This window comes from Ralstonia sp. PBBBR1 (genome assembly GCF_002256165.1).
Taxonomy (GTDB): Bacteria; Pseudomonadota; Gammaproteobacteria; order Burkholderiales; family Burkholderiaceae; genus Ralstonia; species Ralstonia thomasii.
Genome location: NZ_NKIL01000006.1, coordinates 312,454 through 326,118 on the forward strand (window position 1 = coordinate 312,454; position 13,665 = coordinate 326,118).

The 13,665-nt window shown below is 60.8% G+C and carries 12 protein-coding genes; 3 read left to right on the top strand and 9 right to left on the bottom strand.

The annotated features are described in order from the left end of the window. Nucleotides 1–17 precede the first annotated feature (17 nt). The 3 genes from CFE42_RS12620 (at nucleotide 18) to CFE42_RS12630 (ending at nucleotide 6,096) form a co-directional block, all read left to right on the top strand. Nucleotides 18–230, top strand: coding sequence for a helix-turn-helix domain-containing protein (locus CFE42_RS12620; protein WP_004629329.1), 213 nt, complete (start codon nucleotides 18–20; stop codon nucleotides 228–230). Beyond that, entirely contained in the window at nucleotides 227–3,259 is a 3,033-nt protein-coding gene (locus CFE42_RS12625; protein ID WP_004629327.1) for a UvrD-helicase domain-containing protein, read from the top strand. The genes CFE42_RS12620 and CFE42_RS12625 overlap by 4 nt, the downstream gene beginning before the upstream one ends. A 122-nt stretch (nucleotides 3,260–3,381) precedes the next feature. Further along, nucleotides 3,382–6,096 (top strand): AAA domain-containing protein, encoded by a 2,715-nt coding sequence (locus CFE42_RS12630; protein WP_202959018.1) that lies wholly within the window; start codon nucleotides 3,382–3,384, stop codon nucleotides 6,094–6,096. A gap of 12 nt (nucleotides 6,097–6,108) precedes the next feature. Here CFE42_RS12630 and CFE42_RS12635 read toward each other — a convergent pair whose 3' ends face one another. From CFE42_RS12635 to CFE42_RS12675, 9 genes are all read right to left on the bottom strand, one after another. Continuing rightward, nucleotides 6,109–7,233 (bottom strand): DNA methyltransferase, encoded by a 1,125-nt coding sequence (locus CFE42_RS12635; RefSeq protein WP_037043956.1) that lies wholly within the window; start codon nucleotides 7,231–7,233, stop codon nucleotides 6,109–6,111. 83 nt (nucleotides 7,234–7,316) lie between these two features. Then, entirely contained in the window at nucleotides 7,317–7,787 is a 471-nt protein-coding gene (locus tag CFE42_RS12640; RefSeq protein WP_004629320.1) for a lysozyme, read from the bottom strand. Next, a complete protein-coding gene (locus CFE42_RS12645) occupies nucleotides 7,784–8,260 on the bottom strand; it encodes a hypothetical protein (RefSeq protein ID WP_004629318.1) in 477 nt (158 codons plus the stop codon). The genes CFE42_RS12640 and CFE42_RS12645 overlap by 4 nt, the downstream gene beginning before the upstream one ends. Next, nucleotides 8,257–8,562: a DUF6127 family protein gene (locus CFE42_RS12650; RefSeq protein WP_004629316.1), complete on the bottom strand. Its 306-nt coding sequence runs from the start codon at nucleotides 8,560–8,562 to the stop codon at nucleotides 8,257–8,259. The genes CFE42_RS12645 and CFE42_RS12650 overlap by 4 nt, the downstream gene beginning before the upstream one ends. A 76-nt stretch (nucleotides 8,563–8,638) precedes the next feature. Next, complete coding sequence (locus CFE42_RS12655) at nucleotides 8,639–8,860, bottom strand: hypothetical protein (RefSeq protein WP_004629314.1); 222 nt, start codon at nucleotides 8,858–8,860, stop codon at nucleotides 8,639–8,641. After that, nucleotides 8,853–10,880, bottom strand: a complete 2,028-nt coding sequence (locus CFE42_RS12660) for a hypothetical protein (protein ID WP_037043897.1) — start codon at nucleotides 10,878–10,880, stop codon at nucleotides 8,853–8,855. Before CFE42_RS12660 ends, CFE42_RS12655 begins: the two co-directional genes overlap by 8 nt. A gap of 3 nt (nucleotides 10,881–10,883) precedes the next feature. Then, complete coding sequence (locus CFE42_RS12665; RefSeq protein ID WP_004629310.1) at nucleotides 10,884–11,279, bottom strand: hypothetical protein; 396 nt, start codon at nucleotides 11,277–11,279, stop codon at nucleotides 10,884–10,886. After that, complete coding sequence (locus tag CFE42_RS12670) at nucleotides 11,276–12,361, bottom strand: hypothetical protein (RefSeq protein ID WP_004629308.1); 1,086 nt, start codon at nucleotides 12,359–12,361, stop codon at nucleotides 11,276–11,278. The genes CFE42_RS12665 and CFE42_RS12670 overlap by 4 nt, the downstream gene beginning before the upstream one ends. 3 nt (nucleotides 12,362–12,364) lie before the next feature. Continuing rightward, entirely contained in the window at nucleotides 12,365–13,630 is a 1,266-nt protein-coding gene (locus CFE42_RS12675; protein WP_004629306.1) for a hypothetical protein, read from the bottom strand. Nucleotides 13,631–13,665: the final 35 nt, after the last annotated feature.

The window sequence follows — 13,665 nt, forward strand, 5'->3', positions numbered from 1 at the left end:
ATGACATGGGAAAGCCGATGAGCGACCAGCCAGACGAGATTCTCACGATTGATGAGGTTGCTGCTTACCTGAAGGCAGGCAAACGCACGGTCTATCGTCTGGCCGCCAGCGGCAAGCTCCCCGCATTCAAGCTTGGTGGCACGTGGCGCTTCAGACGCAGGGATCTGGATCAATGGATCGCCAGCCGCGTCGGCAAGGCGATGGTGGATGACGACGAGGGGACGGAATGAGCCCCAGCCCGACCGCACTTCAGTCCAAGGCCAATCCTCAGCAGCTTGAAGCCATTCTGGCCACCGATGGCCCGGTGCTCATCATTGCCGGTCCAGGATCGGGCAAGACCTTCACGCTGGTTGAGCGCATCGTTTACCTCATCACCCACAAGGGAGTCGCCCCCGAGTCACTGCTGGTTGTCACCTTCACCGACAAGGCCGCGCGCGAGCTGACCACCCGCATCTCCAACCGGCTCGCCGAGCTGGACATCCAGTTCAACCTGAATGAGATGTACCTCGGCACATTCCACTCCATCTGCCTGCGGCTGCTGGAGGACTACCGCGAGTTCACACGGCTCAAACGCAGCTTCACGCTGTTCGACCAGTTCGACCAGCAGTACTTCCTCTACCAGCACATCAAGGACTTCCGCGAGCTACCAGACGCCGAGCTTGTCATGGGCGATGACCAGACGGGCCGCTGGGCGCAGTCGGAGAATCTGCTGAAGTGGCTCAACAAGGTCGGCGAGGAGGCACTTGATGCCACCTCGCTGGCGGCAGCCCCTGAGCCGGAAATCCGAGCTCTGGCCACCTGCTTTGCCAAGTACCAGGAGCTGCTGCACGAGCACAACTCACTGGACTTCTCCGGCATCCAGTACGAGGCCCTGCAACTACTGGAAAAGCGCCCCGAGGTGCTGGGGCAACTGCGCGACAAGCTCACCGGCCAGAAGGTCAGCCGAATGCACCTGTACTACACCGGCGAGGACGGCGGGAATCCCTACGTGTCGTTCACCAAGGACGACCGCGCCATCGGCAAGACCATCGCGCGCTTCGACGACATCGTGGCGCGCATCGAACAGCAGGACTATCCCACTCAAAAACCAGAAGCCTTGGTGGAACGAATCATCAAGGCATCTAGCAACCCGGGTGACATCGTATTTGACTGCTTCATGGGCTCGGGAACAGCCCAAGCGGTAGCGATGAAGCTTGGTCGTCGGTTTATTGGCGCCGATATTAATCAAGGGGCTATTCAGACTACTACGAAACGTTTGGTCGGCATCGGAGATGGCCTTCGACAACAATCGCTTGGCGGCGAGGAAAGACGCTTCACTGGATTTGAGATCCATAACGTCAACCACTACGACGTCTTCCGCAATCCTGTACAGGCCAGGGAGTTGCTGCTTGAGGCCCTGGAGGTGCAGAAGCTGGAGTTCAGCACCGTGTTCGACGGCGAGAAGGATGGGCGCATGGTCAAGATCATGCCCGTCAATCGCATTGCCACCCGCGCCGACCTGAACGAGCTGATCGCGGGCTTCGACTACAAGTCCTGGGAGCGCAAGCAGAACGAAAGCCCGAACCGCCCGGTCGAAAAGATCACCCTTGTCTGCATGGGCCACGAGCCGGACTTGGCCGCGCAACTGGAGCTGGCCGCCAAGCCCTTCAAGATCGACGTGGAGGTGGTGGACATCCTGCGCGACAAGGCTGATCTGGAGTTCAAACGCGACTCGCAGGCCAAGGTTGCCATCAAGAAGGGGGAGCTGCGCATCGAGAAGTTCTACGCCAACACCCGTACCGATGAGTTTGTTGACATCGCCATCGAGAGCTTCCTGAAGGAATCTGGCGAGTTGCGCCCGGAGGGACTGCTGCCCAAGCTGGCCTTCTTCGCGGCCACCATCGACGAGCTGACCAGCGAATTGCGACCTGCGGTGGAGCGTGCGCTGCTCAAGCACGGTATCCCGACCTCGCGCATCCTGGTGAACGTGGGCGACGACAAACTCACCACCAACGACGACATCCGTGAGTTCAATCGACTGGACACCGAAGGATCGGAAAAGCAGTTCATCCTGTTGGTCAACAAAGGCCGAGAAGGCTGGAACTGCCGCTCGCTGTTCGGTGTAGGCCTGTTCCGCGAGCCCAAGTCCAAGGTGTTCGTGCTGCAGGCCACGATGCGCTGCCTACGCGCCATCGGGCAGGCTCAGCACACCGGCCACGTATTCCTCTCGGACGATAACCTCAACACGCTGAACGACGAGCTGCAGCAGAACTTCCGTATCAGCGCGGACGAACTGCAGAAGACTGGCAAGGACAAGGAGCGCGTTGAGATCCGGGTGGTCGAGCCCCCGGTCAAGATCAAGCTGGTGCGCGTGCGCAAGCAGTACCAGATGCGCGAGAAGGCACTGGTTCCTGGCCAGACGCTGGGAATCGACCGCGCCGACAAGGAAGTCTGGAACACGCTGGTCGAAAAGTACCGCTTGATCGAAACGCAGCAAGACGGGCTGACCGCTGTCGACGCAGCGCGCGCATCCGGTAGTCGTACCTTCGATTTGACCTCGCGTCGGGAAAAGAGAGCCTTCTCACGGCTGTCACTGGTCGCCGAGGTGTCCCGCTATCTCAACCGAAACCCGCTGGAGATCGAGGAACTGCTCGACGCGACGAAGGAAGGCACCGACGAACTGGTGGCCGTCACCAACGAGTTCAACGAATTGCTCTACGACGAGATCATCCCGCGCCTGTTCCGCCAGCTCTACGACCTCGACGAGTCGCAGCAAACCGAGGAGCACGAGGTCGATCTGATCAAGTTGCCCCCGAACGGCTACTACGAGGTGTCGGCGGCGAAGGACAAGATCGTCAGGATGAGCGACACGCAGATCAACGACGAGGAGCGGGCCAAGAGCTTCCACCTCGACACCTACTGCTTTGACTCCGGCTCGGAGAACTGGTTGTTCTGGGATCTGCTGCGTGAGCAGCGGGTAAAGAAGATCTACTTCACCGGGATGCTGACCCATGGCCAGTCCGACTTCTTCATCCAGTACATCGACCCAGACTCGCGCACCGTGCGCAGCTACTACCCTGACTTCATCTTTCAGCGCGAAGAGCCGGATGGCAGCTTGAAGTACGTGATCGTCGAGGTGAAGGCCGACAACCAGATCGAGGATGCGGTGGTGCAAGCCAAGAAGGACTTCGCCCAGCAGATCGCGGTGGCCAGTGGGATGGAGTACCGCATTCTCAAGTCGTCCGATGCTGACAAGCGGCATTTCCGAGTGCTGCTGTAAGGGCTATCAGTTGCCGTGGATTTCATAATCGTAGATGCAGGGAAAACCAAGTGACCAAAAAAAGAATCTCAAAGAGCACGCTTTCAATGTTCCTTCGCACGAAGTGCGACCGGGAGCTCTATTTGTCCCTGCATGAAGATTCTGAGCTTGATGCACATGGGATGCCCGTGCCGCTTCAAGCGCGGCCGGGAATTGGGGTGCTGCAGACCGCAGGGCGAGATTTTGAGGATGAGCGAAATGATCAGCTGATCCAGGCATTCGGCAACCTTGTCATCTATCAACCTGACAGGGCTGGCACGCACAAGCCCGTCAAAGCCCCGCTGGCATCACTACTCGGGAAGGTGACGGCACTTCCCTCGATCATCCTGCAAGCCAAGTTCGAACCCTCATCTTTCCAGAACGGCGTAATGGCAAACATCGGACTGCAACCGGCGCAGGTTGCCCAAGTTCCGCCAATTGCCGGGCTCATACCTGACATCATCGTTGCGCGCCAAGCAAGAGCCGATGACGAAGAAGTATGTCCAAACGGATCTAGAAAGCCGATTGATCTGGTGTCGGAGACACGATGCGCATTGAGCATCATTGATGTGAAGCACACCAGTGAAGCGAATCCAAGCTACTCGGCTGAGGTGGCACTTTATGCGCTTTTTCTTTCGAACTGGATTGCCGATCAGGGACTGCAGAATAGTTACTTCGTCACAACTCACAGCTATTTGTGGACACGTTTCAAGCAGGGGCAATCGGCACTCGATGGATTGATGTCTGGTGCTGCTACGGCAACACCGAATCAGTATCTGGACGCACTGATTGCCGACAGCGAAGATGCCAATCTCCGCTTTTATCTGCCAACCGTGCTGCATTTCTTCCGGGAGGACCTGCTCCGGGTCATTACCGTCGGCGATGCCTTGCCCAACGGTTGGGTGAACCTCGAGTGGCACGTGGATGGTCGCTGCAGTGCATGCGACTGGCTGGGACATGAGAAGTGGGCGAATGCGAAGGATAAGGCGCGAATTGCGGCGCAGCCGACCCATTACTGCTATCCAGCGGCGAAGCTCACTGGTCATCTGAGTCAAATTGCAGGCATGACTCGTGGTGCGAGGAAAACGCTCCAGATCAATGCTATTCAGGACACTGCAGGGGCTGCGGCGGCTCCTTCTGCGCATCCTGCTTTTCAGGAACACAGCCATCTCAAGAAGGAGCGCAGTCGCATCCCAGCGCGTGCGAATGCACTCATTTCCGCGACGACAACGGTGGACAATTCGGCGGTGCTCGCAAGCTTGGCACCTTTCCCGCAGCTCCATGCTGTTGCCTCGCCTCAGGCTGCATCAGTAGCCGCCTACGCCAAAGCCAAGCACAACCTGAATACCAGCCAGACTGATGCCGTTGCCCACGCTGCAGAAAAAGGCTTGACCATCATTTGGGGGCCGCCGGGAACCGGAAAGACCCAGACGCTTGCCGGATGCATTCATGGGCTCGTTCATGACGCTGTGCAGAGGAGTCAGCCATTGAAAGTGCTGGTCGCTGGGCCGACCTATAAAGCGGTAGAAGAGATTATCGGTCGCGTAGTTGAGGCGCTAGATGCCGACTCAACTTGCCCAGCAGATGTCTTCGTAGGCTATTCCTCGTCGCAGACTCCTAAGCCCTTCGCTGCGTCCAACCCTCATTTGCGTGTTGAATCATTCAATCTCAGCCTAGCCAACCAGGAAACGCAGGACTGCCTCGCTAGTGTGGCGAATACCGAATCAGTCACCATTGTCGCCACTTCGACAATGCAGGCTTACAAGCTCGCAGACTGGGGGTTCGGTAGCTGCGTTGGCCCTGTTTTCGACGTTGTGATCGTTGACGAAAGCTCACAGGTTCAGGTCACCACGGCAATATCTCCGCTTGCTACTCTGAAAGAAGATGCGCGACTGATCATTGCAGGCGACCATCTTCAGATGCCACCCATCATGGCTCTGGAACCACCCAAGGGTGCCGAATACTTGGTGGGCAGCATCCAGAAGTACCTGCTCGAACGACCGTTTGGCAATCAGATCACCCCATGTCCGTTGGAAGAGAACTACCGTTCTGCTGAGGACATCGTTGCCTACGCCCGCACCATCGGCTATCGAGCAACCCTACAGGCCGCAAACGCAGCTACGGCGCTTCATTTATTGGCGGCGCCACCAACTCCCGCGTCCGGATTTCCTGGAGGCATGCCTTGGTCTCCCCTTTGGCCGCATATTCTGGCTCCCGAGAATAAGGTGCTGACTTTGCTCCATGACGATGACCTCTCGTCACAAAGCAATTCCGTTGAGGCAAAGATCGTCGCTGCCTTGACTTGGTGCCTCAGGCAAACAGTGAGTGCTGAGCTAGATGGACGCGGCCTGGTTACGCATGCGGTGCCACAACCAGATCAGTTTTGGGGACGGTGCATTGGTATCGTTACGCCGCACCGTGCACAGCGAGCGTTGGTGATCCGCGAACTGAGAGCGATATTTCCATCTGACCCACCAGATTTGATCGACTCAGCAGTTGATACTGTTGAAAAATTCCAAGGGGGACAGCGTCACACGATCATCGTGACTTTCGGGGTCGGGGACGCCGATGTGATCATGGGCGAGGAAGCGTTCCTCATGCAACTAGAGCGAACCAACGTCGCCATCTCTCGCGCAATGGCCAAGTGTCTGGTGGTCATGCCGATGACCCTCGCAGGGCACGTCCCACAAGACAAGAAGGCGCTCGAGACTGCGCATGCGATCAAAGACTACGTCGATGAATTCTGCAACCAAGAAATCAGCAACCAGATCTCGCTAGGATCAACGTCGCGGCAAGCGAAACTGCGCTACCACCGATAGCAACTAGCGCAATCAAACTCTTTCGACGTGAAAATCAAACTCGACGGCGGCAGCAGACTCAGCCTTCATCTGATCTGCTTGCCGCTTGCCGACATCTGCTGACTTCGCCGAACGGGTAGACACCAAGCGCCAATCGACCCCGGACTCCTCCAGCGAGGCTCTAAAGAGTTTCTTTGCGTCAACCAGCGCGGATGGAATGATTCCGAATCGGACGTACATGTGAAGCGACTCGGACGACTCTGCACTGCTGGCGATATTTTTCCAGACCTTGCCAAGCGACGCGGCAAAGACCGGCTGTCCGCCATGATCGAGTTGAGGTCCAGCCGAGTAGTCTATGGAGTCAGGCCCCCCCAGGAACCAGTTTCTTAGCCATTGATCCTGAACATACGTCCGCATTCCGTAATAAGGGGGGGACGTGATCACAATCGACGGCGCAACGCTGATCGACTTGAACAGCCCTTCCGACTGAGCATCGCCATGTAACACCTGAGATGTCGGACACGGCGACGCTTGCTCAAGCCCCGCCAAGCGTTCGATTTTCCGACGTAGCACCCGGAGCACATCGGTCTTTGGCGCTTTAAGATCCCGCTCTTTCCAAAACTTCACGGCGTAGTCGGGCTTTGACGCGTAAGTCCTCGGCATTTGATTGGAAAAGTAGCCCGCATTCTCGACGTGTTTGGGAAGTGGGCCGTGCAAACACCCAAGCGCCGCAGCGCGCAAAATGGACGATGCATCTGTTTCTTCATCGAGACCAAGCAATCCTTCGCGCAAGGCGCAAATATCGCGGAGCGTCGATTGGTGATATGCCGAACGAAAAAATGGCGTATCTGGAATTTCGGTTGGGACAACCTCTGAGATCAACTTTGCAGCAAGCGCGAGAGGCGCCTCAATGTCACAGCTCGCTAACTTGGCTTTCGCAATGGCAACGGCGACGGGCGACGAGTCAATACCCCAGGAAGAGAACCCAAATTGTCGGGCAGAGAATAAGGTTGTTCCCCGACCGCAAAATGGATCGAGAACAACTGGCTTTTCCTTTAGATGCTTCTTGAGGACCCTGTTCGGATACTCGAGCGGAAACATCGTAAAGTAAGGGCAAATTGCGTTCAGCGCATTTTCTTTGTTGTAGGCAAGGGCCACGTTCTTGGTACTTGTGCTTAGCGTCGATTTTGGATATAAGGGGCAGTTTACACGGCTATGGGCGTGTAGGGAACGGTTCGGACTCATAGATCAAGTCTCCCATTCAAGATCAAGCATTCCGCTTCCCTGCGAGCAACCAGCCCTGGCAGGACTCGGCCTCCCCCGTATACCCAGCGCCGCAGCTCCATGCTGACGGCGGCCCAGTCCCTCTGGTTCACCCGACGTCGCAGGGTCGAGGTCTGCAAGCGCCCCGCGCCGAGGTTGAAGGTGAAGTCCACTATGGCCGCCAGCCGCCCTTCGGTTTCGGTGGCCAGCACAGGGCAGTGGCGTAGCGTGGCGGCCAGCGCCGTGTTCAGGTCTTGGGCCAGATAGGCTTCCGCCTCGGCCTCGGTGATCGGCGGGTGCTGGGCGTCGCATAGGTGGCCGTAGCCAATCGTCCAGAAGCCCGCTGGGCAGATGTACGGATGCGCGCGGCCCGGATCGGTCCTCGGCACCCGGTGGAACCCCTCGAAGCGCTTGGCCAGCTCGATGGCCGTTTTCGGCACCCCGGTCACGAGCGCACCCGGTCGAACACGCGCCCGAGGAACCAGAAGTTCAGCACCCCGGCCCACAGCGCCTGATCGGCTTCCGTCCAGGCATGCAGGATCGCGGTGCCCCAGCCAGCGCCAGCGGTGACGGCAGCCGCGAAAGCAGCAGTCTTGGCCGCACAGTACAGCGCCATGAACCAGTAGGTGATTACCGGGCGCACGCTGATCGACAACGCGTCAGCCCAGCGCACACCGGTCCTTTCACCTTGGGTGCGGACGGCCTCGCGCAGCGCATCGACGGCACCGACATTCCAGGCGGCTTCAGCACTCGCGCCGATCTCTGCCATCCGCTGTGCGCCACGCAACTTCTCGAACTCCAGCGCCTTGTCCTGCATCGCCAACTCGTGGCCGCGTTCGCCCTTGCGGTCCAGCCACTTGAGGATTTCGGGCGCAAGACGGAAGGCCCCGCCCAGGAGGCCACCGAGGAGTGTTTCGATCATTGGGGGCCTCCCATCAGCTTGAGCTTGATGGCGGCACCGACCAGCAACGCGGCCAGGATGCCTGTGGTGGCCACCTTGATGGTCGTCTGCCAAGCCGTGCGGCGGGCATCGCGCCAAGCCTCCAGCAGATCGCGCAACTCCCGGATGTCGCGGGCAGCGTGGCCGTTCTCCAATCCAAGATGGGCGAGACAACGCTCGGCACCACGTTCGGCGGCACGGTCGAGCAGATCGTCGAAGTCTTCGCGGCGCAAGAGCAGCATGTTCTCGACGAGCGCAGGCTGTTGTTGTTCGGGTTCGGTCATTGGCTTTCTCCAGAAATGCGAAACCCGCCCGATGCGTGAGCATCAGAGCGGGTTTCAGGGTTGAATCAGTTGGGTTTCAGATCTCGATGATTTCCAGCGTCAGGCTGGGAGCTATGCCTTCGATGGCGTCGTCGCGCACGAACACCTTCTGACCAATGGCCGCAGAGCCCCGCGCCTTGATTCGGCCACCACCGGGCAATGCGACCGTCACCACCCCGGAGCCGACGTCGATCACGGTGCCCGCCTGCAGCGGCGGGTCGGGGATCAGTTGGCGAAACTGCTCGTAGAGGTTATGCATAGGCCTGCACCCCCAGCGTTTGCCAGACCTCGGGCATCCCGGCTTCCACTTGGGTCGCGCGGACGATGCCGAGCCGGGTGACGCTGCCATCCTGGTACTCCACGAACGCGCCGGGCTCGATGATCCCGGTCTCGGCGAGCACCGGCAGACGCAGGCTGACCTCGATCTGCTGAGCAGTGTCGGCCAGCACGGCGATGCCACGCTGCCGTGCGGCCGCAGCCTCGGTGATCAGCGGATCGACGACCATCGGTGCAAGCACCTCTCCGGCAGTCCCGGCTCGGGTCACCTGCCCAAGCACGCCGACGTCCTGCCCGGAAACGAACACGCGGTTGTACGCAGGCTTTTCCAGCCAGCGCAATGACTCGCGGGCGACGGCATCGACGGGCAACACGAAGTCGGGCGTGACGGTAGCCCAGTCCCACGGCGCTGCCGGATACCGGTGACGCACGCGAATGGCCTGTGCCGATGGGTGCGGGATCAGGTATCCACCTGCAGCACCGGCAATGGCGGTCAACGCCTCGATCCACGTCCCCTGCTGCGCAAACGCACCGGCTGGCACGTTCCAGTCCGTCAAGCCCCAATCGACCGTCCAGCCCAGCGGGATGCCATTGACCGTGAGCACGTCGTCCATCAACTGCCGTGCGGTTCTACCCTCGGTGTTCGAGAACGTCATCACCGGCGCGTAGGGTGCAGCCAGCACGGCGTTGTGGCCCCGGCCAGAAATGCGGATGCTCGCGTTGCCAAAAATGCGCTCGCGGCTGATGCTCTCTGCCAGCACGCGGAAAGTGGTGCCGTTGACGCTGGCCAAGAGTTCGACCGGCCCGGAGGCATTGCCCGGTGCGACCAGCGCCTCGGCCTTCGCAGGCAGCACCGCGTCGAAGCCCCACGCCCACGATGCGGCATCGAGCGACAGCGAGAGATTGAACACCGGCACCGGCGCGCCATCGGACACGCGGTACAGGGTCACGTTGTTGATCACGAAATACACCCTCCGAACAGGAACGACCACCGGCTCCCCATCGGGAGGCGGTGGGTTGATGTGGTTTTCACAAACGAACAGCAAGTGGCTGTCCGCTGGGGCCAAAGCGGCGAACAGCAGATGCGCGCTCGGCGTGTAGCAAGGTGTCGGCGCTGGCGGTTGTGGAACCACCCAGACGCTGATCCCCGGCGGTGGCGGCACGGCGTCCTGATACCGGCCACGCCACCCCTTGAGTGACGGGCTGGCACTCTGAAAATCACTTCCCTGGAGCTGGGTGAGCAGCCGTGCAATCTGCCAGAAGCTCACCCGCCCCGCGCGCTTAGTGCGGTCACCGTCCTGATGCCGGAACCGCGTGGCATCCCGTATCGGGCCTGCGTTCTGGAACAGACCTTGTCGGGCCAGTTCGAGGTGCGTGCCGTCCTGATGGGCGAGCCACGTCACATCGTGCAGTCGCGTTGCCTGCTGCTGGCCCGTGCGGCGCTGCTCTGGTGCGGTCGACAGCACCGGCGGCAACCTGTGCAGGATGCCTTGCGGCTGCGCCAAGGTGCGCCGCCAAAAGCTGTTCCAGCCTGCGGGCGTGGCAGCGGCGTCCTGCTGGCCCTGCGTCGAACCACCTTCCGTCTGCGCTGCCACCTGCCAAGAGTGTGCGGTCTGACCGACTGTCGGACGCTGGGTGCGTGAGTAGTACCTGACGTCCCCTGAGAACACGACGCCGGGCAGGCTCGCCCCAGAGCCAGCTCCCACGTTCAACGGCACGCTGGGCCGCAAGACCAGCGAGCGCACCGTGAGCCCCGGCAACTCGGCCAGCAGTTCAGCCCGCGCCGGAGGAATGAACTTGATCGCGATGACAGGCAGCGGCAGCGTGGCCCGCACAGTCACATCGTCGCGCGGCGCGATGTAGTTGGCCCCGAACACCAAATTGGCATCAGTGGCAACCGGTTGGTCAAACAGCAGATCGACCAGCGGTGGGCCGACCGCCACGCTGGCGGTAGGCGCAGGCAACGCGGCGACCAAGGTCACCTCGTTGAGAACGGCAGGCACGGCCTACCCCAGGATCGCAGACACCATCCGGGCATCGCCACCCAGATAGAGATTGGTGCTGGCCAGCTTCACGTCACCGCTGCCGTCGGTGCCGCTGCAGTCCAGATCCAGGGCAGTCACCTCGTTGCCGTTGACCAGCCGCGCCCAGGTGGCGATGCCGGTCGCCGTGATCAGCCCGTCTTCTTGCTGCGTCAGCGTTAACAGTCCGCCTGCAATCGTGCCTGCGGGTTTGGTCAACCTGATCTCGACCAGCATCGTGCTCGCTGGCGTCGAAGCCGGGGTGGCGGGTCGCGTCCCGCCGTAGATGCGCAGACGCGCCGGGTTGCTACCGGCATCCAGGAATGCCAGGGTGCCCGCCAGCCGCGCCTCGTTGTGTTCGACAGTGATGGCAACGGTCACGGCATCATCTCCGGGCGTAGGTTGTCCGCGATCACGGCGCGGTACATCTGCTTGTAGTCGTAGCTGACCACGGTGTATCGCTGGGACAGGTCGATCAGCTCGAACCGGTACGCGCCCGTGGTGTCGCTCCAGGTCTCGGCCACCAGGACGCGGGTGTTCTCGCTGACCAGTTGCACCCGCCGCACCAGGGGCTGGTCGGGCTGGCCCTTCTCCTTGACAGTTCCGGCGATGAAGCCGTGGCCACTGAAGTGGATGTCCTTGCGACCGTTCGGAATCGAATGGAAGTGCCAGTCATATCCGCCGCCCCGGTTCCACAGCTCAGAGTTGGGACTGTTCAAGCGCATCAGGTCGCAGTCGGCGTTGACGCCGATGTTGGCGGCAGGATCAGGCAGCACCGAGGTCGATCCACCGGCCAACGGCAACAGGTCATCGGCGGCGTTCACGGCCACCGTCGCGGGATACGCGGGCAGACCAGACGGCGTGTCACCCGCAATGGCGTGGACGCGGGCTGTCGCTCCGTAGAGAAACACGCCCGGGATCAGCTTGCCCCGGTAGGCGGCATCGCCAATCTGAAACATCAGCACCCCACCAGCCTTGAACTGAATCAGCCGCGCCCACGGCACACCATTGGCGTCGAAGGCTCCAACGATCACCTCGCAGCGCAAGATCAGTCGCTGGCCGACATTGAAGGTCGGAGCCACGTCGGCAACACCAGCGACGGGCTTGGCTCCCTCGTTGATGCCGCCCGATACCGCCGCGCCGTCACCGAAGCCGCTGTTCCAGCGCGACACGCTCCACGAACCGTCCAGATGGGCGAACCGGTAGCCTTCGGAGCCATTGCCGGTGGTCATCCACAGGCCGATGTGTTTGCGGGCGCTCGGGTCGGTCAGCAACTCGACATCGGCCTCGAACCAGAAATCGCCGTGGGCGGTTTCGTTGAAGCGCAGGATGGATTGGCTGTTCGGGGCCGATATGTCGATGGACTGCTGCGTGCTGTTATGCGTCGCAGACATCCCGCCCAGGACTGCGGTGTATCCGGTGGCAGGGGCCGTGGCGAAGGTTTCGCTCAGCGGATAGCTCACGGCTTACCTCCACGGGCCAGTGATGTCGAACGCGATCTGCGCGCCTTCGGCTTCCGAGCTGTACTGCGTCCTGACCAGCAGGAAGCGCTTGCCCGCCTGACCGACCACGTTGTCCACGATGGTCTGGTCGCTGTAGGGCCGGTCTTGCGGCATCCACAGCATCCCTGGCAGGATGCCGCGCATATGGCCGTCCTCCTGCCGCACGTAAGTGGGCAGCAGCCACAGGCTGTAGTCGGCCCCATTCGGGAACGGCGTTGGGCCCCGGCCGCAGATCTGCTGGCCGTTGTTCGTGTTCAGGGACGTGAGCCCAAAGCGCACCGGGTTGCCGAGTTGGGTGTGGTTGCGCAGCAGCACCTTGCCCGTGAAGTCCAGGGACGAGACCAGCCCGTAGCCGCTGAACTGGCCGGGATAGCTCCAATAGTTGCTCATCCCCGAGTAGTTGTCATCGGCAGCCAGCACCGTGGCGTAGTTGTCACCCGGCTTGAAGCTGATGAGGTCGCCAAAGCAGTAGCTGTTGCGGCCATACCAGCCGTAGCCCGCTGCGTTGGTGCAGAAGAGGAAGAACAGGCGGTCGTCACCGATTAACACCCAGTTGCGCCCACCGCCGCCGCTGTCGCCATTGCTCTCGTACTGGGGGCCACGCGCGTGGAACCACTTGTACCAACCCCACTGGCTGGCGGTGACCTGTTTCCAGTTCTGCGTCGGGTTGTTCGGATCATAGGGAGCCTGCGCGCCGACGATGGTGTCGATGTCCGACAGGTCTTCGACGATGCCGACGTTGGCCCACTTGGCCCAGCCTGTCGTGTAGTTGGGTGTCTTGAGGCTGTTGTCGATCAGCAGCAGGTTTTGCGGTGACTGTGGGTTCTTGCTGCGGTAGGCGGCCTTGTGAGTCGACGAGAACGGCTTCTCCCATCCCAGCGGGGCGACCTTGGCCGAGAGACTCGTCGCCGTCGTGGCGGGCGATACGGGCGTGCCGGTTACCGCGTAGGTGAACGTGGTCATCGTCGTCGTCAGCACGCGGAACTGCCCGTTGTACTCGGGTTGCTCAGCGCCAGCGATTTCGACCACCTGAAAGGGCCGATAGGCATGGCCCGAGGAAATGGTCGCCGTGGCGATGCCGTCGGCGAAGGTCAACGTGTCGATGGCCTTCAGGGCGAAGCCATTGATCAGGCACGCATCGAGCATCGTCACCAGATCGCCCCAGTTGTTGGCGATCTGCGGCGCGCCGGTCATGCCGCTGCTGAAGTATTTGACGCTCAGGTCGGTCATAGGAATTCCTGCGAGAAGGGTTCAAAGATCAGGGG

What these genes read in the sequence shown, in the direction of transcription:
- CFE42_RS12675 (WP_004629306.1), bottom strand. Translation starts at nt 13,630, where the DNA reads ATGACCGACCTGAGCGTCAAATACTTCAGCAGCGGCATGACCGGCGCG.
- CFE42_RS12645 (WP_004629318.1), bottom strand. Translation starts at nt 8,260, where the DNA reads ATGATCGAAACACTCCTCGGTGGCCTCCTGGGCGGGGCCTTCCGTCTT.
- CFE42_RS12625 (WP_004629327.1), top strand. Translation starts at nt 227, where the DNA reads ATGAGCCCCAGCCCGACCGCACTTCAGTCCAAGGCCAATCCTCAGCAG.
- CFE42_RS12650 (WP_004629316.1), bottom strand. Translation starts at nt 8,562, where the DNA reads ATGACCGAACCCGAACAACAACAGCCTGCGCTCGTCGAGAACATGCTG.
- CFE42_RS12620 (WP_004629329.1), top strand. Translation starts at nt 18, where the DNA reads ATGAGCGACCAGCCAGACGAGATTCTCACGATTGATGAGGTTGCTGCT.
- CFE42_RS12655 (WP_004629314.1), bottom strand. Translation starts at nt 8,860, where the DNA reads ATGCATAACCTCTACGAGCAGTTTCGCCAACTGATCCCCGACCCGCCG.